Genomic DNA, 23,196 nt, shown 5'->3' on the forward strand with positions numbered 1-23,196 from the left:
TGATCGCGGAGTGCCAAGCGACGATAGGCGGGGTCGACGCCGAAGTGAAATTGATCCTTACGACATATTCGATAGGGATCGACTATGGCAGGCCGCCCGGCGTCCGCTTCGCCCGCCGATCATGCGAGCCGGGCGATGGCGGTGGTGTGACCGCGCGCGGGAATCGCGACGCACGGCGCGCATCGCGCGGCTTGTTGCCGTGCAACACGCATTGTGCGCGCCGCGCGCTGCCTACACTGCGGCCAGCGCCGGCCATCGGGGCCGGCGTTGGCGATCCAAAGTCCAAGGAGGCAAGACGATGAAGCGGATGCACATGGGATGGTTGGCCGCGGCGGCGCTGGTGTTCGGGTTGGGGTTCGGCGCGTCGGCGTCGGCGTCGGATCCGGGCTGCTACAGCACGTGTCAGGAACTGGCGAACGATTGCAGGGCCCAGGCCGGCGGCGGCAGCACCGCGCATTGCGGGCGGATTTATCGCGAGTGCATCGCGGCGTGCAATCTGGAGGGGTGAGCCCGGGGCGTTCGTTCGAGCTTGCGCCGCAGGCGTGAGGTTTCGCGGTCGCGGCTTGCGCCGCTCCTACACGCAGGCCGTGTAGGAGCGGCGCGACGGACGTTTCAATCGCCCAGGCCCAGCGCCTTGGCGACGCCGGCGCCGTAGGCCGGATCGGCCTTGGCGCAGTTGCCGATGTGGCGGCGCTTGATGAACTCCGGCGCATCGCCCATCGCGCGCGCGGTGTTGTCGAACAGCGCTTGTTGCTGGGCCGGGGTCATCAGCCGGAACAGGTCGCCGGGCTGGGAGTAGTAATCGGCGTCGTCCTCGCGGAAGTTCCAGAAATCCGCGTCGCCGTTGATGCGCAGCGGCGGCTCGCGGTATTCGGGCTGCTCCTGCCACTGGCCGTAGCTGTTGGGCTCGTAATGCAGCTCGCCGCCGTAGTTGCCGTCCACGCGCATGGCGCCGTCGCGGTGGTTGCTGTGCACCGGGCAGCGCGCGGCGTTGACCGGGATCTGGTGGTGGTTGACCCCGAGCCGGTAGCGCTGCGCGTCGGAATAGGCGAACAGCCGCGCCTGCAGCATCTTGTCCGGCGAGTAGCTGATGCCCGGCACCAGGTTGTTCGGCGCGAACGCGCTCTGCTCGACGTCGGCGTAGAAATTGTCGGGATTGCGGTTGAGCTCCATTTCGCCGACTTCGATCAGCGGGTAGTCCTTCTTCGGCCAGACCTTGGTCAGGTCGAAGGGATGGTAGGGCACCTTGTCCGCGTCGAGCTCGGGCATGACCTGGATGTAGACCTTCCACTTCGGGAAGTCGCCGCGGTCGATCGCCTCGAACAGGTCGCGCTGGTGGCTTTCGCGGTCGCGCCCGATCAGCTCGCCGGCCTCGGCGTCGGTGAGGTTCTTGATGCCCTGCTGGGTCTTGAGGTGGAACTTGACCCAGTAGCGCTCGTTGTCGGCGTTGATGAAGCTGTAGGTGTGCGAGCCGAAGCCGTGCATGTGGCGATAGCTGGCCGGGATGCCGCGGTCGCTCATGACGATGGTGACCTGGTGCAGCGCCTCGGGCAGGCTGGTCCAGAAGTCCCAGTTGTTGCGCGCGCTGCGCAGGTTGCTGTGCGGGTCGCGCTTGACCGCCTTGTTGAGGTCGGGGAACTTGCGCGGATCGCGCACGAAGAACACCGGCGTGTTGTTGCCGACCAGATCCCAGTTGCCTTCCTCGGTGTAGAACTTCAGCGCGAAGCCGCGGATGTCGCGCTCGGCGTCGGCCGCGCCGCGCTCGCCGGCGACGGTGGTGAAGCGGGCGAACATCGGGGTCTGCTTGCCGACGCCGTCGAAGATCTTGGCGCGGGTGTAGCGGCGGATGTCGCCGGTGACGGTGAACGTGCCGAACGCGCCGGAGCCTTTGGCGTGCATGCGCCGCTCGGGGATGATCTCGCGGTTGAGGTTGGCGAGCTTCTCGATCAGCCACAGATCCTGCATCAGCAGCGGGCCGCGCGGGCCGGCGGTCATGCTGTTCTGGTTGTCGACCACCGGCGCGCCGAAGGCGGTGGTGAGTTTGCTGCGGGGCTTGGAATCGTCGGGCGGGCTCATGCTGGCTCCGTGCCTGGGATGGGGAGGAGCCTCGACGATAAGTGCGGTGGGGTGGGATTAGGAAATTGAATGTTTCGACTTGTTCGATAGGGATGAGCTATTGCGGCCGCGATGGAGTGCGTTGTTGTGAGCGCGGTCGCAGGTGGCGTGGCGTCTGGGAAAAGAACGTCGGGCCTGAAGGCCCTCCCACAACAGCGGCCGACGCGCTCGGCTGTTGTGGGAGGGCCTTCAGGCCCGACGCTTTCATCTCAGCCGCGACCATGCTTCACCGCAGCCGCGAACGCATCACTCTCCGCTTATCGCATCGAACTCGCCCGCCAGCACCCGATCGAGCCGCCCGCTGCGCCAGCCGCGCACGCCGTCGCGCACCAGCGGCGCCGGCGACTGGCGATAACGCCGGGCGATGCGCCGCTCGCTCTCGCCGCCCGCGGACGCCGGCGCGCCCTGCGCCTGGCGCGCGCGGCCGGGCAGGTCGGGCGCGACCTGGACCAATACCGACAGGCGCTGGGTTTGATCGTCGGCCTTGTCTTCGTACACGTGCAGGCCGGCCTCGTGCTGCAGCAACTCGAACGCGCCGAAGCCGCTGACCGCGAGCCAGGCGCTGCCGCGCTCGCGGTCCTCGCGCAGCACTTGCACGCGCATGTTGCGGCGTTGGGCCCAGCCCAGGTACATGTCCAGCACCTGCCGCCACCACGCGCGCAGGTCCTGGCCCTGGCGCGGCTGCGCCGATTCGCTGAGGTCGATCTCCACCAGCGCGTCCTGCGGCCGCTCGCCGCGCAGCGCGTCCACCGCGAGGCCGAGCAGGAACAGCAACTGCGCCAGCGATTGCACGAAGCGCGCGTTGCCGCCGTCGCGGCCGAGCCGCTGCTGCAGGCGCAGCGCGGTGTCGAGCGCGCTTTCGATGCGGTCGCGGCGCTCGATCCGGTCGAGCGCGGCGTGGCGGTCGGGCGATTCCCAAAAACCGGCGGCGGCCATGCGCGCGTAGTCGGCTTCGCGCTCGCCGCGCCAGTGCGCGCCGAGCACGATGTCTTCCAGCGCCGCCAGCCGCGCGTCCAGGCGCGCGACCGCCTCGCTGCCGGAGACCGGCGCGTAGACCAGATCGCGCAGGTCGTCGGTGGCGGGCGCGGCCGCGCCGTCGGCCGGTTGCGGCGTCGGCGCCGGCGCCGCGAGCGCGCCGGCGGCGGGATTGGGATCGATGAACTCGACCTCGAGCTTGTCGCCGGCGCTGCGCACGAACAGGAACTGATCGCCCTGCGGCGCGCGGTGCTCGACGATGCTGCGCGCCAGCGGCGCCAGCAGGTAGTGCTCGATCGCGCGGCGCAGCGGGCGCGCGCCGAGGTCCGGGGTGAAGCCGCGGTCGAGCAGGAACTCGATCGCCGACGGCTCCCATTCCACCGCCCAGTCGCGGTTGCGCAGGCCGCGCCGGGTCAGCACGCGGGCGAGTTCCTTGTGCAGGATCTCGCGCATCAGCGCGCGGTCGAGCGGATTGAACAGCACCACCCGGTCGAGTCGGTTGATGAATTCGCGGCGGAAGGTCTCGAACAGCGCCTTCTCCACCGCGCTGCGCGAATAGCCGCCGCGCACCGAGGTGAAGCCCGGCCCCGCGCTGCGCGAAATGGTCGAGCCGACGTTGCTGGTGAGGATGATGATGCTGTGGCGGAAGTCGGCGGTGTGGCCGCTGCGGTCGCTCAGGCGGGCGTCGTCGAACACCTGCAGGAACAGGTCCCACACCTTCGGATGCGCCTTCTCGAATTCGTCCAGCAGCACCACCGAGAACGGCTGCTCGCGGATGCGCGAGGTCAGCGAGCGCACGCCGCCGGCGCCGCCTTCGTCGGCGGTCAGGCGCCAGGCCGAGTCCTCGGACTGGAACTCGCTCATGTCCAGGCGCAGCAGGCGTTCGTCGCTGCCGAACAGCAACTCGCCGAGGGCCTTGGCCAGTTCGGTCTTGCCGGTGCCGGTGGGGCCGGCGAACAGGAACACGCCGATCGGCCGGCCGTTGTCGGTCAGGCCTGCCTTCAGCATGGCGATGCGGTCGAGCAGCGCGTCCACCGCCTCGTCCTGGCCGAGCACGCGGCGGCGGAAGAACTCGCGCAGTCGCTCCAGGTCCAGGCTCTGGCGGTCGTCGATGACTTCCAGCGGCAGGCCGCTGCGCTGGGCGATGGTCGCGAGCAGGCGTTCGCCGTCGAGCGGCAGCGCCGCCGGCTCCTGCGCGCATGCGGCCTGCAGCGCGTCGCCGAGCAGGCGCAGCAGGCGCCCGGGTTCGTGCTGTTCGGGGAAGTACTGCGCGGCCATGCGCGCGGCCTCGGCCAGGGTGCGTTCGCCGGCGACCTCGCGGCCCAGGCGCTCGCTTTCGATCCGCGCCCATTGCGCGGCGAGCGGGGCCAGCGCGGCCGGTTCCAGCGGCATCAGGTTGAGCAGTTCGAAGTGGTGCTTGATCACCGGCCGCGCGATCAGCAACTGGGCCAGCTGGCGCGGGGTGATCTCGCCGATTACGCGCAGGCGGCCGCGCTCGATCGCCGGCAGCACCAGGTCGAGCAGGCCGCGCGGGTCGCGCGAGTGCGAGCCCTTGGCGAGCAGGTCGAAGAACTCCGGCGCGCGCCAAAGCGCGCGCGGGCGGTCGAGCACGGCGAGCATCTCGCGCACGCGTTCTTCCAGCTCGCCGATGTAGCTCTGGCCCGACAGGACTTCCGCCGCGCTGGCCTCGAACACCAGCCAGCCTTCGGCTTGCAGGCGCTGGGCCAGCAGGTCGATCAGCACGGTCTTGCCGACGCCGTGCTCGCCGGTCACCAGCACCGAGGCCGCGGCGTCGCCGGTCAGCAGTTCGTGCAGCCGTTCGAGCTGTTGTTCCAGCGCGGCGTGGGCCACGCGCACGCCCGGCTTGGGCGCGGCGTCGACCCGGCCGAACGCGCCGAGCACGCGGGTTTCGCGGCGGCGGCCGACGGCGCGCTCGGCCTGCTCGATCAACGGCTGCAGCATCGGCGAATCGAAGCGCTTGAGCGTGTCGCGCAGCTGGCCGGCGGCGCTTTCCTCGAGGTCGTCCAGCGCCGGCGCGGCCGGCGCCGGGCCGAACTGTTCGGCCCACTGCAGGTAGTCGCGCAGGTGCTGGCGCACCGGGGCGAAATCCCACCACCACGGTTGGGCGTGGCGCAGCAGCCGCGGCAGCGCGCCGGCGTCGGCGCGGGTGCGCAGGTGTTCGATTAGGAAGTGCAGCGGATAGCCGCCGAAACCGCCGGCCTGGTCGAGCACCGGTTCGAGCGCGACATCGGGGCGACGCGGCAAGGCCTTGGTCACCATCGATTGCAGGACGTAGCCGGAGCCGGTGAGGTGGCGGATCAGTTCCTCGGCATCGAACAGCGCCGGATCGGCGAGCAGTTCCGCGCCCTGATGGAACTCGGGCAAGGCGAGCAGATCCTGCGGGCGCTGGATGCGTTCGTCGAGCGCGTCGAGGCGGCGGACCAGGGCGAACAGGCGCTCCTGCGGCGTTTCCCCGGCCTGCGCGGCGCTGTCCCCGGCGGGCGCGGCGGACGCTTCGGTCCCGCTCGCGTCCGCGCCGTCGCTGTCGTCGTCGCGGCTGGCGGTTTGCGCGACGAGGGCCTGCGCGCTCGTCGCGGCGGGGCGGTAAAGGCGGGCGAGGATCAGGCCGGCGACGATGCCGACCAGGAATAGCAGGGCTTCCACAGGCGCTCCGGTGTCCGTTCCGGGCGACAGTTTAGCGGCTGGGGTGCGTGGCTCGCGGGCGGGGGCGGGTTGCGGCGGTCACAGATTGGCGGTGGCTGGGACGAGAGCGTCGGGGCTGAAGCCCCTCCCACAAGAGCGTTGCGCTTGTCGTTGTGGGAGGGCCTTCAAGTCCGATGCTTTTGTGTCCGATCATCGCGATCCGAGCGAAAGGCATCGGGCCTGAAGGCCCTCCCACTGCAGCATTCAAGCCACCGCAGCATTCAAGCCGCTGCAGTGCTCAAGTCTCTGCGGCGTTCAGGCCAGCGCCTTGATCCGGTACAGCGCTTCCAGCGCCTGCTTCGGCGTCAGTTCGTCCGGATCGACTTCGGCCAGCGCGTCCAGCGCGGCCGAGGACGGCGCGGCGAACAAACCGAACTGCTGCGGCGCATCCAGCGCGGCCTTGGCGAACGACGGCTTCGGCGTCTCGCGGCCCTGGTTCTCCAGCTCGATCAGGCGCCCGCGCGCCTGCTTGACCACCGACTTGGGCAGGCCGGCCAGCGCCGCCACCTGCAGGCCGAAGCTGCGGTCGGCCGGGCCGTCCTTGACCGCGTGCATGAACACCAGTTGCTCGTTGCCGCTCTGGTCGCGGTGTTCGACCGCGTCCAGGTGCACGTTGGCGATGCCGTTGCCCGGTTCGGCCAGCGCGGTCAGTTCGAAGTAGTGGGTCGCGAACAAGGTGTAGGCGCGATTGTGGTGCGCCAGGTGGCGCGCGCAGGCCTCGGCCAGGGCCAAGCCGTCGTAGGTCGAGGTGCCGCGGCCGATCTCGTCCATCAGCACCAGCGAGCAGTCGGTGGCGTGGTGGAGGATGTAGCTGGTCTCGCTCATCTCGACCATGAAGGTCGACTGGCCGCGGGCGAGGTCGTCGCCGGCGCCGATGCGGGTCAGGATGCGGTCGACCGGGCCGAGCGTCGCGCGCGCGGCCGGGACGAAGCTGCCGATGTGCGCGAGCAGCACGATCAGCGCGTTCTGGCGCATGTAGGTGGACTTACCGCCCATGTTCGGACCGGTGATGACCAGCATGCGTCGGCCGTTGCTGTCGTCGAGCACCAGGTCGTTGGGCTCGAACGGCTCGCTGCGCACCGCCTCGACCACCGGGTGGCGGCCGCGCAGGATGCACAGGCCCGGCGCCTCGGTCAGCTCCGGCTGCGACCAGTCCAGGCTCGCGGCGCGTTCGGCGAAGGCGCACAGCACGTCCAGTTCCGACAGCGCCGCGGCGCAGCGCTTGAGCGGTTCCAGGCGTTCGTTGAGCGCGTCGAGCAGTTGTTCGTACAGCAGCCGCTCGCGGGCCAGGGCGCGTTCGCGCGCCGACAGCACCTTGTCCTCGAACTGCTTGAGCTCTTCGGTGATGTAGCGCTCGGCGTTGCTGAGGGTCTGGCGGCGGGTGTAGTGGGTCGGCGCCTTCTCGGCCTGGGCCTTGCTGACTTCCAGGTAATAGCCGTGGACGCGGTTGTAGCCGACCTTGAGCGTGGCGATGCCGCTGGCGATGCGCTCGCGCGCTTCCAGGTCGACCAGGAACTGGTCGGCGTTGGTCGACAGCGTGCGCAGCTCGTCGAGTTCGGCGTCGTAGCCGGGCGCGAACACGCCGCCGTCGCGCGCCAGCACCGGTGGCTGCGGCACGATCGCCTCGGCCAGCAGGTGCGCGTGCGCATCGTGCTCGCCGAGTTCGTCGGCCAGCGCGGTCAGGCGCGGCGCGTCGAGCGGGCGCAGCAGGCCGCGCACGTCCGGCAGCAGGCCCAGGCCGTCGCGCAGCGTCGACAGGTCGCGTGGGCGCGCGCTGCGCAGGGCGATGCGCGAGAGGATGCGTTCGAGGTCGCCGAGCGCGCGGAAACGTTCGCGCACGTCGTCGCCGGCGCGGCTTTCGATCAGCGTGGCGACCGCCTGGTGGCGGTGGCGCAGCGCGACGCGATCGCGCAGCGGCCGGTGCAGCCAGCGCCGCAGCAGGCGCCCGCCCATCGGCGTGACCGTGCTGTCGAGCACGCCGAGCAGGGTGGTGCGGCTGTCGCCGTCGATGCGGCTGTCGAGTTCCAGATGGCGGCGGGTCGCGGCGTTCATGGCGATCGCGCCGTCGCCGGATTCCACCGCGATCGAAGTCAGGTGCGGCAGGCGCTGCTTCTGGGTTTCCTCGACATAGCCCAGCAATGCGGCCGCGGCGGCGACCGCCAGCGGCTTGTCTTCCAGGCCGAAGCCGGACAGGTCGTGCAGGCCGAAGAAGCGCAGCAACTGGCGGCGGCCGCTGTCGACGTCGAACAGCCACGGCGCGCGCCGGCGCACGCCGTTGCGTTCGGACACGAACGCGCCCCAGCCGTCTTCGTCGGGCATCAGCGTTTCGGCCGGTTCCAGCCGCGCCAGTTCGGCTTCCAGCGCGTCTTCGCTCGCCACTTCGTTGACCAGGAAACGGCCGGCGGCGAGGTCGGCCCAGGCCAGGCCCCAACCGCTCTTGCCGCGCGAGACCGCCAGCAGCAAGGTGTCGCGGCGCTCGTTGAGCAGCGCCTCGTCGGTGACCGTGCCCGGGGTGATGATGCGCACCACCTTGCGCTCGACGATGCCCTTGGCCAGGGCCGGATCGCCGATCTGCTCGCAGATCGCCACCGATTCGCCCAGAGCCACCAGCCGCGCCAGATAACCTTCGGCGGAGTGGTGCGGCACGCCCGCCATCGGAATCGGCTGGCCGGCCGAGGCGCCGCGCTGGGTCAGGGTGATGTCGAGCAGGCGCGCGGCCTTGCGCGCGTCGTCGTAGAACAGTTCGTAGAAATCGCCCATGCGGAAGAACAGCAGCACGTCGGGGTGCTCGCTCTTGGCGGCGAAGAACTGCTTCATCAGCGGGGTGTGTTCTTCGGCGCCCTTGCTGGCGCCGGCTTTCTGGGTTTTCTGCATTTGATTCAACGATTTAGATAGTTTCGGTGCAGCGAATTGGCGACCAGTATGGACAATCGGGGCCGTCCAGACACGTCCGGCCCGCGGCGACGCCGGCATCGCGGCCGCGGCGCCCGGTCCGCGCCGCTGCGCCAGGGCCCGCGCCGGGCGGAGTGGGGCGCGGCGTATGCGCGATCCTCGCGCTGCGGCAACGTCGCGGACTTTAATAACTTCTAAATCCGCCACACTAGGCTGCCGCGATCGCCGCGAAACCGGCGGCGCCCGCGCCGCCGGGCTGCGCGCGGCCCACTCCACGCCCCTGACGAAGCCCCGATGCCTTCAACAATCCGTTGGTTCGCCCTGATCGCTGTGTGTGCGGGTTTGCTGGGCTGCGCGGAGAAACCGGACGCGGCGGCCGCCGATGCCGGCGCCGATGCGTCGGCGCTCGCGGTCTCGCTGAGCCAGGCGCGGTTGCAGCCGGTGCAGCGCTCGGTCAGCGTGTCGGGCCCGGTGTCGGCCTACGAGGAGATGCTGCTGGGCGTGGAGCTCAGCGGCCAGCGCGTGACCGCGCTGCATGTCGATGTCGGCCAGTCGGTGCGCCGCGGGCAAGTGCTGCTGGAACTGGATCGCCGCACCCTGGACAGCGAGCTCGCCCAGGCGCAGGCCAGCTTGAAACAGGCCCAGGCCTCGCTGACGCTGGCGCAGGTGAACTACGACCGCGGCGCCAAGCTCGCCGCCACCCAGTTGATCAGCGCCAGCAGCCTGGACGAATTGCGCGCGACCCGGGTGCAGGCCGAGGCGCAGGTCGCCACCGCCCGCGCCAGCCGCGATGCCGCCGGCTTGCGCCGCGATTTCGCCGAACTGCGCGCGCCCGCCGACGGCGTGGTGTCCAAGCGCCTGGTGCAGCCGGGCCAGGTGGTCTCGGCCGGCGCCGAGCTGCTGCGGCTGATCCGCGACGGCCGGCTGGAATGGCGCGCCGAACTGTCCGAGGCGCAGTTGGCCGACGTCGGCGTCGGCGACCCGGTGGAACTGGCGTACGGCGCCCGGTCCGTCGCCGGCCGCATCCGCGCGGTCAGTCCCGGCGTCGATGCGCAGACCCGGACCGGCACGGTCTACGCCGACCTGCCGCAGCCCGGCCCGCTCAAGCCCGGGGTCTTCGTCGAGGGCCGCATCGTCACCGGCGACGGCCAGGCGCTGATGGTGCCCGCCGCCGCGGTGGTGCAGCGCGACGGCCACAGCTATGTGTTCACGATGAAGGACGCGCACTCGGTGCAGCGCCGCCGGGTCGGCACCGGCCAGGCCGCGCGCGGCCATATCGAGATCGTCGACGGGCTCAAGCCGGGCGAGCGCGTGGTCAGCGGCGGCGCCGGCTTCCTCGGCGACGGCGACCGCGTGCGGGTGGTGCCCGCCGCCGCGGAGCGCGCGCCGTGAATTTCTCCGCCTGGGCGATCCGCCGGCCGCTGCCGGCGATGATGGTGTTCTTCGTGCTCTGCGTCGCCGGACTGTGGGGCTTCCACCAGTTGCCGGTGGCGCGCTTTCCCGACATCGCGTTCCCGATGACCACGGTCACGGTGACCCAGCCGGGCGCCTCGCCGAGCCAGCTGGAGGCCGAGGTCACCCGCAAGATCGAGGACTCGGTGGCCACCGTCACCAACGTCAAGCGGGTGATGTCGACGGTCAGCGAGGGCGTGAGCACCACCCAGATCGAGTTCCAGCTCGAAGCCGACCTGGCCACCGCGCTGGACGACACCCGCGACGCGGTCACCCGCATCCGCACCGACCTGCCGCAGGACATCCAGGAACCGGTGATCTCCAAGGTCGAGATCGGCGGCTCGCTGATGACCTACGCGCTGGTGGCGCCGCGGATGAGCGCGGACGAGGCCAGCTGGTTCGTCGATCGCGAAGTCTCCCGCGCCATGTACGGCGTGCCCGGCGTGGCCCGGGTCACCCGGGTCGGCGGCGTGGATCGGCAGGTGCGGGTGGACATGGACCCCAACGCCTTGCTCGCTTACGGCGTCACCGCCGGCGCCGTGTCGCGGCAGCTGGCGGCGATCCAGGTCGAGCGCGCCGGCGGCAAGGCCGAGCTGGACGGCGCGCAGCAGACCATCCGCACCCTGGGCACCGTCGCCGATGCCAAGGCGCTGCGCGATTACTCGATCAGCCTGCCCGACGGGCGAGCGGTGCGGCTGTCCACGCTGGCGCGGGTCAGCGACGCCGCCGCCGACCCCAGCGAAGCGGCGCTGCTGGACGGTCGCGACGTGGTCGCCTTCTCGATGTCGCGCACGCGCGGCTCCAGCGAGGTCAAGGTCGAAGCCGGCGTGCACGCGGCGCTGGACCGGCTCAAGGCCGGCCACCCCGGCATCGATTTCCGCCTGGTCACCACCGCCATAGACGAGACCCACCGCTCCTACGATTCGTCGATGACGATGCTGTGGGAGGGCGCGCTGCTGGCGCTGCTGGTGGTGTTCGCGTTCCTGCGCAACTGGCGCGCGACCTGGGTGTCGGCGCTGGCGCTGCCGCTGTCGATCATCCCGACCTTCGCGGTGATGTACTGGTTCGGCTTCACCTTGAACCTGATCACCCTGCTGGCGCTGTCGGTGGTGGTCGGCATCCTGGTAGACGACGCCATCGTCGAGATCGAGAACATCGTGCGCCACCTGCGCATGGGCAAGCCGCCGCTGGAGGCCGCGCGCGAGGCCGCGGGCGAGATCGGCAACGCGGTGATCGCGACCTCGCTGACCCTGGCGGCGGTGTTCGTGCCGGTGGCGTTCATGCCCGGCATCGCCGGCAAGTTCTTCCGCGAGTTCGGCTGGACCGCGGCGACCGCGGTGCTGTTCTCGCTGCTGGTCGCGCGCCTGCTCACCCCGATGATGGCGGCCTACCTGCTCAAGCCGCACGGCGAGGAGGCCGGCGACACCCGGCTGATGCGCTGGTACCTGGGCTGGGTCGACGCCGCGCTGCGCCATCGCGCGCGCACGCTGTGGATCGCCACCGCGCTGTTCGTCGCTTCGCTGGCGCTGGTGCCGCTGATCCCGGCCACCTTCATCCCGCAGTCGGACCTGGGCCGCAGCAACCTGAGCCTGGAACTGCCGCCGGGCACGCGCCTGGAGGAGACCCGCGCGGTCGCCGAGCGCGCGCGCGCGCTGCTCAAGGACATGCCCGAGCTCAAGCAGGTCTATACCGCGATCGGCAGCGTGCTGGACCTGGGCGACCCCTCGACCACCGGCGTGCCTGACGTGCGCAAGGCCACCTTGGTGCTGGACTGGGGCCTGGCCGACGACCGCGAACGCGACCAGCGCGCGCTCGAGCGCGACGCGCGCGCGCGCCTGGCCGACCTGGCCGGGGTGCGGGTGAGCTATGTCAGTTCCGAGCCCGGCAACCTGCTGCAACTGGTGCTGTCCGGCGACGATCCGCAGCGGCTGCAGGACGCCTCGATCGCGCTGGAGCGCGATCTGCGCGCGATCCCCGGGCTGGGCAGCGTGACCTCGTCGGCGTCGCTGCTGCGGCCGGAAATCCAGATCGTGCCCAATCCGGCCCGCGCCGCCGACCTGGGCGTGGCGACCGCCGACATCGCCGAGGCCGCGCGCATCGCCACCGCCGGCGACTACGAACAGCGCCTGGCCAAGCTCAACCTGCCGGACCGGCAGATTCCGATCCGGGTCGGCTTCGCCGAGGCGACGCTGGCGAATCCGGCGTTGATCGGCCAGCTGCGCGTGCCCGGCCGCAACGGCCCGGTGCCGCTGGCGGCGGTCGCCGAGATCCGCATGGGCAGCGGCCCTTCGCAGATTTCGCGCTACCAGCGCCAGCGCAACGTGACCCTGACCGCCGAACTCAACGGCCGCCCGCTGGGCGAGGTCATGGAGACGGTGCAGGGGCTGCCGAGCGTCAAGCAACTGCCGCCGGGCGTGAGCTTCCTCAACACCGGCGACGCCGAGGTCTTCGTCGAACTGTTCATCGGCTTCCTGCTGGCGATGGCGGCGGGGCTGGCCTGCATCTACATGGTGCTGCTGTTGTTGTTCAACCACGCGCTGATGCCGCTGACCATCCTGACCGCGGTGCCGCTGTGCGCCGGCGGCGCGTTCGGCGCGCTGCTGCTGACCCAGAACATGCTGTCGCTGCCGGCCCTGATCGGCCTGCTGATGCTGATCGGCATCGCCACCAAGAACTCGATCCTGCTGGTGGACTACGCGGTGATCGCCGAGGACGAGCACGGCATGACCCAGCACGATGCGCTGATCGACGCCTGCCGCAAGCGCGCCCAGCCGATCGTCATGACCACGCTGGCGATGGGCGCGGGCATGATGCCGATCGCGCTGGGCTTCTCCGGCGACTCCAGCTTCCGCGCGCCGATGGCGATCGCGGTGATCGGCGGCCTGATCACCTCGACCCTGCTCAGCCTGATCGTGATTCCGGCGGCCTTCACCGTCATCGACGATCTCGGCGAATGGTTGACCCGCAAGTTCCGCCATCGCTCCTCGCACCCGGCGCCGCCGGCGGCGTCGGGCTGAGCGCGCCGCGGGCGGGGCGCGGACTCAGCGGTCCGGGTGCGCGAGCGCGGCGGCGAGCCGGGCCCGCGCTCGCGCGAGTTCGCCGGCTAGGCCTTGATAGCTCGACACGCCGGCGGACATCTGGTCCAGCACCGCCGCGACCGCTTCGGCGGCGGCGACCGCTTCGCGGCAGGCGTCGGCATCGGCTGTCCGCGCGCTCGCGCATGCGCAGGGCGGGCGCGGCCAGCGGTCGCGATACGCGGCGGCGACGCGCATGAGTCGGTCGTAGCCGGGCTTCACCGCGGCGCGGTCGTCGAAGTGCAAGGCGGCGTCGATGGCGTCCGCGCATGCGTCGAGCTCGGCCAGGAAGCGTGCCAACAGGAAACGGGCCAAGCATTCGGCCGGTTCCCCGCGCGATCGTTCGCGGTCCGCCGCTGCGCGTGCGGGCGCTTGCTCGTCGGTCATCGGGCGGCCTGTCGCGGTGCGAATGCGGCCGCCAGCTTGGCGCAGCGCGGCGCGCGCGGCAATCGGCGCGCGCCGGCGAAGCCGCGGCGGACGCAGGCGCCGCGCCGCGGCGCGCCAGGATCAGGCGTTGCGCGGATCGAGCTGGCTGATCGTCGCCAGCGACAGCCCTTGCGTCGGCCCCGGCGGCTGCGCCTGCGACATCGGCACGCCTTCGCAGCGCGACTCGGCGGCGCGGTCGGCGGCGGCCTGCGCGGCTTCGGCCGAGCGGGCGGCCGCGGCGGCGGCGTTGCCGGCTTCTTCGTGCGCTTCCAGCTGGGCGTCGGTGGTGATCATGCCGCCGATCGCGTCGTCGACCGCCTGCGCGGCTTCCTCGGCGGCTTTGGCGGCTTGCTGCGCGGCTTCGGCGGCTTCTTTGGCGGCCTGGGGATCGTTGCAGGCGCGGGCCGCGGCGGCGGCCGCGTCGGCGGCTCTCTGCGCGGCGGCGGTGGCTTCCTGGGTCATCGCGCCGAGCTGCGCGTCGGCCTGGGCCTGGTTGGCGGCGTTGGCGTTGCTGGCGGCGTCGGAGCCGCCGACGCCGGAGGCGCCGGAAGAGGATTCGGCCATGGGTACGCTCCTTGTGGTCCGTTCGGACAGGGGGACGGCGCAGGGGGACGGCGCCGCAGTCCGAAGCTACCCCCGGCCGGCGCGCGGAGGCACTAGGGATGGCCCTAGATCGTCTTGCCCGACCCGGCGGTTCGCGCGCCTGGCGGTCGCGGCGCGTTCGCGGCGGCGGCCGCGCCGCGCGCGCGACACGCGGCCGGGGTCATCGCGCCAGGCCGTTAAGCGCGGCGAACGGATCGTCGCCCGGATCGCGGTTCCAGCGGTACTCGGCGCCGTTCGCCACTCGCGTCGCGGTATCGCCGCCGAACAGCTTGGCGATCAGCGCCAACGACATGTCCATTCCCGCCGAGATGCCCGAGGAGGTGAAATATTTTCCGTCCTCGACCCAACGCGCCCGCTCGACCCAATCGACCTTGGGCCCCTGCGCGGTGGCCCAGGCGAAGGCGCGCTTGTTGGTGGTGGCCCTGGCGCCGTCGAGCACGCCGGTACGGGCCAGGATCGCCGCGCCGGTGCAGATGCTGGCGACATGCGGCGTCTTCAGCGCCAGCGCCTTGACCGCTTCGATCAGCGCGGCGTTGCCGACTTCGCGGCGGGTGCCCATTCCGCCGGGAACCAGCAGCACGTCCAGGTCGGGCGCGTCCGCGAACGCGCGATCGACCGCGATCGCCGGTCCCGCGCTGCTCGCGACCAGGCCCGTGTTCTGCGCGAGGATCGCGATCCGCAGCCGGTCGCGCAGGGCGCCGAACATTTCCAGCGGGCCGAACACGTCGAGCAACTGGAAGCCGTCGAAGACGACCATGCCGACCCGCATCAGATCGTCGCCGGCATCGTTCGCGCCGTTTGCGCCGCCGGCTGCCCGCGCGGCGCCCGGCGTCAGCGCAAGCGCCGAGGCGGCCAGGCCCAGGTGGAGCAGGGCCGCCCGCCGCGAGCGCCCGTTGAGGTCCATGCCGCCCATGTCGTTCATCGCATCGCTCCAGTCCGGCTTGCGACTGTAGAGACGCGGCGGCGCAGGCCGGATGCGGCAGAACGCCACAGACCGCGCGTGCCCGCGCCGCGGCGGCGCGTCTCAGAACAGGCCCAGCACCGAGCGGGTCAGCGGGTTGGCCGGGTCCGACAACAGTTTGGCGGTCAGCAGCAGCGACATGACCAGCAGCAGCGGGCGGATCACCCGCGCGCCGACACGCAAGGCCAGGTGCGCGCCGAGCTGGCCGCCGAGCACGCTCGACAGCGCCATCAGCAGGCCCAGGGTCCACAGCACCTGGCCGCCGACGATCAGGGCGAGCAGCGCGGCGACGTTGCTGGAGAGGTTGAGGAACTTGGTGTGCGCGGTGGCCGAGACCAGCCCCATGCCGAACAAGGCGACCAGCGCGGTGGTCAGGAACGCGCCGGTGCCGGGGCCGAAGAAGCCGTCGTAAAAGCCGATCGCGGCGACCAGGCCGACCAGCGCCGCGGGACCGAGGCGGCTGTGCCGGTCGTCCTCGGAGGCTTTGGGCGCGAGCGCGAAGTAGACCACCATCGCGATCAGCAGCACCGGGATCAGTCCGCTGAGGAACGCCGGGGAAACGTGTTGCAGGGTCAGGGCGCCCAGCGCGGAGCCCGCGAACGCGGCGAGCGCGGGCTTGCGGAAGCGGCGGAAATCGATCCTGCCCTTGCGCGCGAACGCATACACGGCGCTGGCCGTGCCGAAACTGCTCTGCAGCTTGTTGGTGGCGATCGCGGCGACCGGCGGAATGCCCGCGGCCATCAGCGCCGGGATCGTCAGCAGTCCGCCGCCGCCGGCGAGCGCGTCGATCACGCCCGCCACGAACGCCACCGCCATGAGCAGCGCAATCACTTCGATGCCGAATTCCATACGTGACCTGAAAGCGTGTAGAGCGGCGTCGGAGTCGATGCGGCTTTATGCGCCGATTATGAAGCAAACCGCAGCGCCCACTGCGCCGGGCGCGGGCGCGGGTGCGACGCGAACAGGCCGCGCCGATCCGATGCGGGATTCGACGATGGCGGACCGGCGTCGCGTTGTCGCCCTGGCGGCCCCGGCGCGGGAGCATGCGCCGACCGGCGCGGCGGTTCGCGCAGCCGCGCGCGGTCCGTTGCCTGGATCGCCGCGGCCGGCCGCGACGTTCGCCCGGTGCGTCGACTCGCGCGCGCGCCGCGGCGTCCGCGCCATCGCGATCGCGAAAACGTGATGCAGCCCGGCGCGGCTGTTGCAGCGCACATTGCGCCCGCTCGAAACCGTACGCTAGCGTCCGGGGGGCGATGACAGGGGCGGCGCAGCGGCATCGCAGTCGGCCGTCGTTGAGGTCCGTCGCAGATCGGCCACGGCGGCGACGGCGCCGGCCGCGTTGTCATGAGTCGGACTTGTCGCGAAGCGAGCCTGCGCACCGGGCTCGCGCTGGATTGCCCGTATCGCTCGTACCGCCCGTATCGCCCAGCTTCTGCCTTCCGCACTTTCTCACCGGGCGCCCGCGTGCGCCCGCCGCGTACATCATCTCGAAGGGGAATTAAGGATGAAGACTCTGTTCCGCAACAACGCGGGGCGGTTGCTCCCGGCTGCGGCCCTGTTCGCGCTCTGCGCGCCGGCCATGGCCAGCACCTTGAACCAGAACGTGTCGTGGACCATCGACCGGGCCGGCACCAGCACCGTCTACCGCACCGTCGCCTACGGCGATTCGATCTTCGCCGGCTACAACGGCTCGATCAGCAACGCGGCCAAGTACTCGGCGCCGACGGTGGACGCCGAATACCTGTCGGCGCGCTGGAACGCCGACATCGAGAACGTCCGCCGGGCCAAGTCCGGCGCGGTGGCGCGCGACGTGTACGAGAACAAGATCGTCGCCGAGCGCTCCTACATGCAGGCCGCCTCGACCCGCGCGGTGAGCTTCGAGATGTGCGGCAACGACGGGCTGCAGGCGCGCACCGCGTTCAAGGAACAGACCGGCACCTGCAACTACGCCGTGCTGGATTCGGCGGTGAACTCGTGCAAGACCTACGTGGCCGCGGCGATGGACTACATCAACGCCAACGCCCACGCCAACGTCAAGCTCAAGGTCGTCTCCAACCTGTACTACCCCGGCTACGCCGCCGACAACGTGCAGAGCTCGTGCCGCGACGCCGCCACCGGCCAGACCGTGAGCCTGCGCGACAAGTTCCTGCCGGCGATCGCCAAGATGAACTACTGGACGTGCGAGTACGCGCGCCAGAAGGGCTTCAAGTGCGCCGACAGCTTCGCCCAGTACATGGGCGCGGACTACGACAGCAACGGCGACGGCCAGATCGACGCCGACGCGCTGCGCTACGTGGTCGGCGACTCGGAGGCCAGCTACGTCAACCGCATCGCGGTGACCTTGCGCGCGACCTTGCGCGACGCCAACGCCAAGTTCGTTTCCTCGTCGAGTTCCTACGACTACATCCAGTCCGACGACACCCACCCGACCTACACCGGCGGCACGGTCTCGGCCGGCCTGTGGGGCGGCACCACCGGCAGCGGCGCGTCGCGCTATCCGACCATCAACAGCGGCCGCAACCCGATCTGGAACCAGTACGGGCACGAGCGCATGGGTTGGGCCTTGTCGGTGTACCAGCCGGCGAGCCCGTGAACCGCGCGCAGGCTAAGGGCTTAGCGCCATGACCGAACGCAATCGCGCGCAGGCTTCGCCGTCCCGCGCGGACGGCGCGGGCCTGCGCGTGATCGCGAAACCGCCGGCGCGCGATGGCCGGCGATGGGGCGCGGCCTGTGTCGCCGTCGCCGTCGTCGGGGCGCTGGTCGGCTGGTGGTTGTGGCCCGTGCGCGGCGCCAACGCCGGCGGCATGCCGCCGGCGCGCATCCAACACGATGCCGCCGCCACGTCCGTGGGCGGTTCGCCGGCGGCCGACGCCGCGGCGCGCGCGGCGTCGCGGCAGGAACCGCCGACGATGCCGAGCGACGATCCCGACGACCTCGCCGCGTATTTCCGCCCCGGCGATCCGGAGCCGAGCGGCGCGCAGGTCATCGAGGCCTTGCACCAGGCCGGCGTGCGCACCGGCATCGGCGCGTTCAATCCGCCCGGCACCAGCCCGCCGCTGGCCGGTCTGGCGGTGCCGGCCGATTACGAATTGCCGACCGGTTACGTGCGCCATCACCAGGTCACCGACGAGGGCGTGCCGATCGAACCGGTGTTGATGTTCGCGCCCGGTTTCGTCCTGCGCGACGCGCGCGGGCGGCCGATCGCGATGCCGGACAACCGGATCGTGCCGCCGGAACTGGCGCCGCCGGGCATGCCGCAGCGCCAGATCGAGATTCCCCGCCACTGACACCGCGACACGGAGCGTTCGATTTGGTCCAGGAGCGGTCGTCCCTGTCCCGCTGGCGCGGTCCGGCCGGCATGCTCGCCACTGCGCTCTTGCTCGGCCTGTACGCCCGTGGCGGCCTCGCCTGGGGCCTGGGCTTCGTCGCGCTGGTGCCGTGGCTGCTGGCGCTCGGGCGCGGCACGACCCTGCGCGGCGCGCTGGCGAGCGGCGCGCTGATGAGCGTCGCCTTCGTCGCGGCGGTGTTCTATTGGTTCGGCGCGGCGATCGGCGCCTATGTCGGCGTCGGCGCGACGACGGCGACCGCGGCGCTGCTGGCGCTGGCGCCGTTGATGCAGCCGCAATGGCTGGCGTTCGCGCTGGCGAGGCAATGGGCCGGGCGCCGCTACGGCGCAGTACTGCGCGCGCTGGCCGCGACCTCGGCGTGGCTGGCCTGCGAATGGCTGGCGCCGAAAGCGCTGGGCGACACCCTGGGGCACGGCCTGTATCCGTCGGCGACGTTGCGCCAGGTCGCCGACCTCGGCGGCGCCGCCGGGCTGACCGCGTTGCTGCTGCTGGTCAACGAAGCCGTGGCGACGGCGATCGAACGGCGCGGACAGGGCGCGCGCGCGCTGGCGCGGCCGCTGGCGGCCGCGGCGCTGATCGTGGCGTGCATGGCCGGCTACGGCATGGCGCGCCGCGCGGCCTTGCAGGCGCCGCCGGCGCCGGCGCCGGCGCTGCGGGTGGCGATGGTCCAGGCCAGCATCGTCGACTACGAGCGCCTGCGCGGGCAGATCGGCGCCTATGCGGTGGTGCGCAAGGTGCTCGACGCGCACTACGCGCTGTCGGCCTCGGCGATCAACGATCACGGCGCGGACGTATTGCTGTGGTCGGAGACGGTCTATCCCACCAGCTTCGGCCATCCGCGCAGCGAAGACGGCGCCGCGTTCGACCGCGAACTGCAGGGCTTCGTCGATCACGCCGGCGTGCCGCTGGTGTTCGGCACCTACGACCGCGACGCGCTCGGCGAGTACAACGCGGCCGCGTTGCTGGAGCCGGGCAAGGGACTGCTCGGCGTCTATCGCAAGACCTATCCGTTCCCGTTGACCGAGCACGTGCCGGCGTGGCTCGACGGCCCGCTGTTGCGCCGCGCGCTGCCGTGGACCGGCGGCTGGCGTCCGGGCGACGGCGCGCGGGTGCTGCCGCTGCGCAGCGCCGACGGCCGCGAAGTCAACGTGGTGCCGCTGATCTGCCTGGACGACGTGCATCCCGACCTCGCCATCGACGGCGCCCGGCTCGGCGCGCAGGCGATCGTCGGCATGTCCAACGATTCCTGGTTCACCCATTACCCGGTGGGCGCGCGCCTGCATCTGGCGGTCGCGGCGTTCCGCAGCATCGAGACCCGGCTGCCGCAGGTGCGCGTCACCAGCAACGGGCTCAGCGCGATCATCGACGAGAGCGGCGAAGTGCTGGCGCACACCGCGACCGGCGACCGGGCGGTGCTGACCGCGGCGATCGGCGCGCGCGCGCCGATGCCGACGCTGATGGTGCGCTGGGGCGATTGGGTCGGGCGCGCGGGCGCGGGAGTGCTGCTGGGATTGGCGATGCTGGCGGTGTGGCAGTCGGTGCGCCGTCGCGCGGCCGCGGCGCCGCGCGAGGAAACCACGGTCGATGCGGCGGTGCTGACGCCGCCCTGGCGCGCGCTGGCCGGCGCGTTGCGGCTGTGCGCCGGGCTGGGGTTGGCGTGGCTGGCGTTCGACATGCTGACCCGCATCGGCTTGCAGATCCAATCCTTGTCGCAACTGCGCCTGTTCGCGATGGCGGTGGTGGCGCCGGCGGTGGCGGCGTGGGCGATCGGGCGCGCGTTCGCGGCGCAGCTGCGGGTCGAAGACGGGATGTGGGTGCTGGAACAGCGGCGGCAGCGGATCGAACTGCCGCTGGCGTCGGTCGCCGCGCTGCGGCCGTGGCGCATCGCGTTGCCGGGCAGCGGCGTAGACGTGCGCCTGGCCGAGGGCCCGCGCTGGACCCGCGGCCTGGCGCTGGCGCGGCCGCAATCGCTGCTGCGGCTGTTGGCGGCCGGCGGCGCGTCGGTGCGCTGGGAAGGCCGTTTCGCCGCCGCCTGGGCCGAGTGGGCCCAGGCCCGCGCCGACGCGCACCGGCGCCGGCTCGATCACCCGCTGGCGAAGTTCGCGCTGTTGCCGCTGTTGCTGGCGTTGGTGGCGTTCCGGCTGCATCAGGTCATCGCCTTCGGCGGCACCTTCGGCGAGTACTACAGCTACGGGCTCGGCGCGTACCTGACCGGCCTGCTGATCTGGTGGGCGTCGTGGTCGATCGGCCTGATGCTGCTCGCGGCGGTGTTGCGGATCGGCATCGAAGCCGCGGTGGCGGCGGCCTCTATCTTGCGCGCCACGCGGGCCGCGGCGGTGCGCGACGCGCTGGAATGGCTGGGCCGGGCGGCGTTCTATCTCGGCGTGCCGGCATGGCTGGCGTGGCGATTGCTGTCGGCGGGATGAGCCGGGCGGCGGGCGGAGCAGGACGAAGCTCGCGCGCATGCGCCGCACTTCGCGCGCCGGGGTCTTTCCGCACCCATTGGGCCGGCCGCTCGACCGACGGTTGAGGTCGTCGACGCGGTCCGGCCTCGCAGCGAACCTATCCGCGAACCGCGCTGCGATTATGCGGACTTCCGCATCCCAACCGGGCAAGCGCGACTAGTCCGGCGCGCCGCGCCGGTGCGAGCATCGCCGGGGTCGTCCGCCGCCGCTGGAGCTTCGATGAGCCTCGCCGCCCGCCTGTTGCGCCGCAAGTCGGTCGAACAACTGCAACGCCAGGCGCAAACGCGCGGCGAACTGCAACGGGTGCTGGGGCTGTGGCATCTGACCGCGATCGGCCTGGGCGGGATCATCGGCGTGGGCATCTTCGTGCTGACCGGCACCGTCGCCGCCGATCACGCCGGGCCGGCGGTGGTGCTGTCGTTCGTCATCGCCGGCATCGCCAGCGCCGCGGCGGCGCTGTGCTACGCCGAGTTCGCCGGTTTGATCCCGGTCTCGGGCAGCGCCTACACCTACGGTTACGCGGTGCTCGGCGAGTTCGCCGGCTGGCTGATCGGCTGGGACCTGCTGCTGGAATTCGCGTTGATCGCCGCGGTGGTGGCGGTGGGCTGGTCGGGCTACGTGCAGGCCTTGCTGGCCGCGGCCGGGGTCGAACTGCCGCTGTGGGCGCGCGGCGCGTACTTCGGCGACGTGCCGGGGCAGTGGGTGAACCTGCCGGCGGTGTTCGTGGCGTTGGCGATCACCGCGCTGCTGGCGTTCGGCACCCAGGCCGGCGCGCGCTTCAACACCGTGGTGGTGGCGATCAAGATCGGCGCGGCGGTGTTGGTGATCGCCGCCGGCGCGGCCTTCGTCGATCCGGCGCGCTGGCAGCCGTTCATGCCGTTCGGCTTCGGCGGCGTGGTCACCGGCGCCTCGATCGTGTTCTTCGCCGTGTTCGGCTACGAGATGATGACCACCGCGGCCGAGGAGGCGGTGAACCCGCAACGCGACCTGCCGCGCGCGGTGGTGCTGTCGCTGGCGATCGCGATGACGCTGTACGTCGGCATCTGCCTGGTGCTGACCGGCATCGTCTCCTACGCCACGCTCGACAACGACGCGCCGGTCGCCAACGCGTTCGCCGCGATCGGCATGCCGCGGGTGATGGTGGCGATTTCGCTGGCCTCGATCTGCGGCATCACCAGCGTGATCTTCGCCAACCTGATGGCCGGCGCGCGGATCTGGTTCGCGCTGGCCCGCGACGGCCTGCTGCCGGCGTGGTTCGGCCAGGCCCATCCGCGCTGGCGCACGCCGTGGCGCACGACCTGGCTGATCGGCGCGGCGGCGGCGCTGGCGGCGGGATTGTTCACCCTGGAAGAACTCGCCAAGCTGGTCAACATCGGCGTGCTGAGTGCGTTCGTGGTGATCTGCAGCGCGGTGCTGGTGCTGCGCCGGACCCGACCGGAGCTGGAGCGGCCGTTCCGCACGCCGTTCTCGCCGTGGGTGCCGCTGATCGGGATCGGTTTTTCGCTGTGGCTGATCTCGGGCCTGCCGTGGGTCACCTACGAGCGTTTCGCACTGTGGTTGCTGCTCGGCTGCGCGGTGTATTTCGGTTACGGCATCCGCCACAGCCGGCTGGCGGACGCGTCCGCCGGCGCTTGAGCGCGTCGCGGCGCGCGCGCACCGCGGCCGTTCGACGCGCGTCCGCGCAAGCTGGGCGGCTTCAAGCCGGCCTGCTCCAAGCCGGCTTGCCCGAAGTTGACCTGCGCGAAGTGCGGCCTTACGCGCCGCGCTCAGCGCTGGCCGCTGGCGGCGTGGCCCTGCATTTGCGCCGCGCCGGGCGGGTAACGCGCGGCCTGCGCCGCTTCGGCGGCTTCGTCCAGCGCGTCGGCGGCGATCGCGCGCGCGGGCTTGGCCGTCGCCGCGCACGGCGACGCGGCCGGCGCGGCGGCGCTGGCCCGGGCGTAATCGCGGCCGTGGCAGGTAGGCAGGCACGCGGCCGCCAGCAGGCAGGCGCCGGCGATCAGCGCGGCCGCGCTCGGAGGCGTAAGGGCTACGCCGAGGGTGGTTTTCATGCGATACCGAGGAAGTGTGGCGGGTGCGGCCGCTGCGGCCGCGGTGCGCGTTCGGACGCGCTTATCTGTTGGTGGCTTCGCCGATCTTGATGGCGCGGTGCGGCGACTGCATGTGCAAGACGTCCCCCTCAGGCC

18 protein-coding genes are annotated in these 23,196 nt (G+C 71.6%); 9 read left to right on the forward strand and 9 right to left on the reverse strand.

All coding sequences use genetic code 11. From position 1 onward, the window contains the following. Positions 1 to 298 precede the first annotated feature (298 nt). Positions 299 to 508 carry a hypothetical protein gene (locus tag JHW41_RS09450; protein WP_078996718.1) on the forward strand — a complete coding sequence of 70 codons (210 nt, stop codon included), beginning with the start codon at positions 299 to 301 and terminating at the stop codon, positions 506 to 508. Positions 509 to 612: 104 nt separating this feature from the next. Here the strand turns inward: JHW41_RS09450 and JHW41_RS09455 are convergent, their stop codons facing one another. From JHW41_RS09455 to JHW41_RS26750, 3 genes are all read right to left on the reverse strand, one after another. Next, positions 613 to 2,076: a catalase gene (locus JHW41_RS09455; protein WP_250449727.1), complete on the reverse strand. Its 1,464-nt coding sequence runs from the start codon at positions 2,074 to 2,076 to the stop codon at positions 613 to 615. Positions 2,077 to 2,361: 285 nt separating this feature from the next. Continuing rightward, complete coding sequence (locus JHW41_RS09460; protein ID WP_250449728.1) at positions 2,362 to 5,754, reverse strand: AAA family ATPase; 3,393 nt, start codon at positions 5,752 to 5,754, stop codon at positions 2,362 to 2,364. 31 nt (positions 5,755 to 5,785) lie between these two features. Next, positions 5,786 to 5,968: a DUF6053 domain-containing protein gene (locus JHW41_RS26750; RefSeq protein ID WP_428995488.1), complete on the reverse strand. Its 183-nt coding sequence runs from the start codon at positions 5,966 to 5,968 to the stop codon at positions 5,786 to 5,788. On the opposite strand from JHW41_RS26750, the gene JHW41_RS26755 reads away from it, so the two are divergent. Next, positions 5,928 to 6,065: a DUF6053 domain-containing protein gene (locus tag JHW41_RS26755; RefSeq protein WP_428995489.1), complete on the forward strand. Its 138-nt coding sequence runs from the start codon at positions 5,928 to 5,930 to the stop codon at positions 6,063 to 6,065. The genes JHW41_RS26750 and JHW41_RS26755 overlap by 41 nt on opposite strands. Here JHW41_RS26755 and mutS read toward each other — a convergent pair. Beyond that, positions 6,049 to 8,667 carry a DNA mismatch repair protein MutS gene (gene mutS, locus JHW41_RS09465; protein ID WP_250449729.1) on the reverse strand — a complete coding sequence of 873 codons (2,619 nt, stop codon included), beginning with the start codon at positions 8,665 to 8,667 and terminating at the stop codon, positions 6,049 to 6,051. The genes JHW41_RS26755 and mutS overlap by 17 nt on opposite strands. A gap of 312 nt (positions 8,668 to 8,979) precedes the next feature. Between mutS and JHW41_RS09470 the strand changes: the two genes are divergently transcribed. Continuing rightward, positions 8,980 to 10,077, forward strand: coding sequence for an efflux RND transporter periplasmic adaptor subunit (locus JHW41_RS09470; protein ID WP_250449730.1), 1,098 nt, complete (start codon positions 8,980 to 8,982; stop codon positions 10,075 to 10,077). Beyond that, positions 10,074 to 13,154 carry an efflux RND transporter permease subunit gene (locus JHW41_RS09475; RefSeq protein WP_250449731.1) on the forward strand — a complete coding sequence of 1,027 codons (3,081 nt, stop codon included), beginning with the start codon at positions 10,074 to 10,076 and terminating at the stop codon, positions 13,152 to 13,154. Before JHW41_RS09470 ends, JHW41_RS09475 begins: the two co-directional genes overlap by 4 nt. A gap of 24 nt (positions 13,155 to 13,178) precedes the next feature. Here the strand turns inward: JHW41_RS09475 and JHW41_RS09480 are convergent, their stop codons facing one another. From JHW41_RS09480 to JHW41_RS09495, 4 genes are all read right to left on the reverse strand, one after another. Then, positions 13,179 to 13,598: a hypothetical protein gene (locus JHW41_RS09480; RefSeq protein WP_250449732.1), complete on the reverse strand. Its 420-nt coding sequence runs from the start codon at positions 13,596 to 13,598 to the stop codon at positions 13,179 to 13,181. 120 nt (positions 13,599 to 13,718) lie between these two features. Next, a complete protein-coding gene (locus JHW41_RS09485) occupies positions 13,719 to 14,201 on the reverse strand; it encodes a hypothetical protein (RefSeq protein ID WP_078996724.1) in 483 nt (160 codons plus the stop codon). A 199-nt stretch (positions 14,202 to 14,400) separates the two neighbouring features. Beyond that, positions 14,401 to 15,162: a DJ-1/PfpI family protein gene (locus tag JHW41_RS09490; protein WP_250449733.1), complete on the reverse strand. Its 762-nt coding sequence runs from the start codon at positions 15,160 to 15,162 to the stop codon at positions 14,401 to 14,403. Between the two features lie 102 nt (positions 15,163 to 15,264). Continuing rightward, positions 15,265 to 16,032: a TSUP family transporter gene (locus JHW41_RS09495; RefSeq protein ID WP_197414733.1), complete on the reverse strand. Its 768-nt coding sequence runs from the start codon at positions 16,030 to 16,032 to the stop codon at positions 15,265 to 15,267. Between JHW41_RS09495 and JHW41_RS09500 the strand changes: the two genes are divergently transcribed. The 5 genes from JHW41_RS09500 to JHW41_RS09520 all read left to right on the forward strand — a co-directional run bounded on the left by JHW41_RS09500 (position 16,016) and on the right by JHW41_RS09520 (position 22,648). Next, on the forward strand, positions 16,016 to 16,384 hold the full coding sequence (locus tag JHW41_RS09500) for a hypothetical protein (RefSeq protein WP_250449734.1): 369 nt from the start codon (positions 16,016 to 16,018) through the stop codon (positions 16,382 to 16,384). The two genes, JHW41_RS09495 and JHW41_RS09500, sit on opposite strands and share 17 nt — an antisense overlap. A gap of 321 nt (positions 16,385 to 16,705) precedes the next feature. Then, positions 16,706 to 17,794, forward strand: a complete 1,089-nt coding sequence (locus JHW41_RS09505) for a hypothetical protein (protein ID WP_250449735.1) — start codon at positions 16,706 to 16,708, stop codon at positions 17,792 to 17,794. A 28-nt stretch (positions 17,795 to 17,822) separates the two neighbouring features. Then, positions 17,823 to 18,488: a hypothetical protein gene (locus tag JHW41_RS09510; protein WP_250449736.1), complete on the forward strand. Its 666-nt coding sequence runs from the start codon at positions 17,823 to 17,825 to the stop codon at positions 18,486 to 18,488. A gap of 71 nt (positions 18,489 to 18,559) precedes the next feature. After that, complete coding sequence (gene lnt, locus JHW41_RS09515) at positions 18,560 to 20,974, forward strand: apolipoprotein N-acyltransferase (protein ID WP_250449737.1); 2,415 nt, start codon at positions 18,560 to 18,562, stop codon at positions 20,972 to 20,974. Between the two features lie 258 nt (positions 20,975 to 21,232). After that, a complete protein-coding gene (locus JHW41_RS09520) occupies positions 21,233 to 22,648 on the forward strand; it encodes an amino acid permease (protein WP_250449738.1) in 1,416 nt (471 codons plus the stop codon). A 131-nt stretch (positions 22,649 to 22,779) separates the two neighbouring features. Here JHW41_RS09520 and JHW41_RS09525 read toward each other — a convergent pair whose 3' ends face one another. Next, complete coding sequence (locus JHW41_RS09525; protein WP_250449739.1) at positions 22,780 to 23,061, reverse strand: hypothetical protein; 282 nt, start codon at positions 23,059 to 23,061, stop codon at positions 22,780 to 22,782. Positions 23,062 to 23,196: the final 135 nt, after the last annotated feature.

This window comes from Lysobacter enzymogenes (genome assembly GCF_023617245.1).
Classification (GTDB): Bacteria; Pseudomonadota; Gammaproteobacteria; order Xanthomonadales; family Xanthomonadaceae; genus Lysobacter; species Lysobacter yananisis.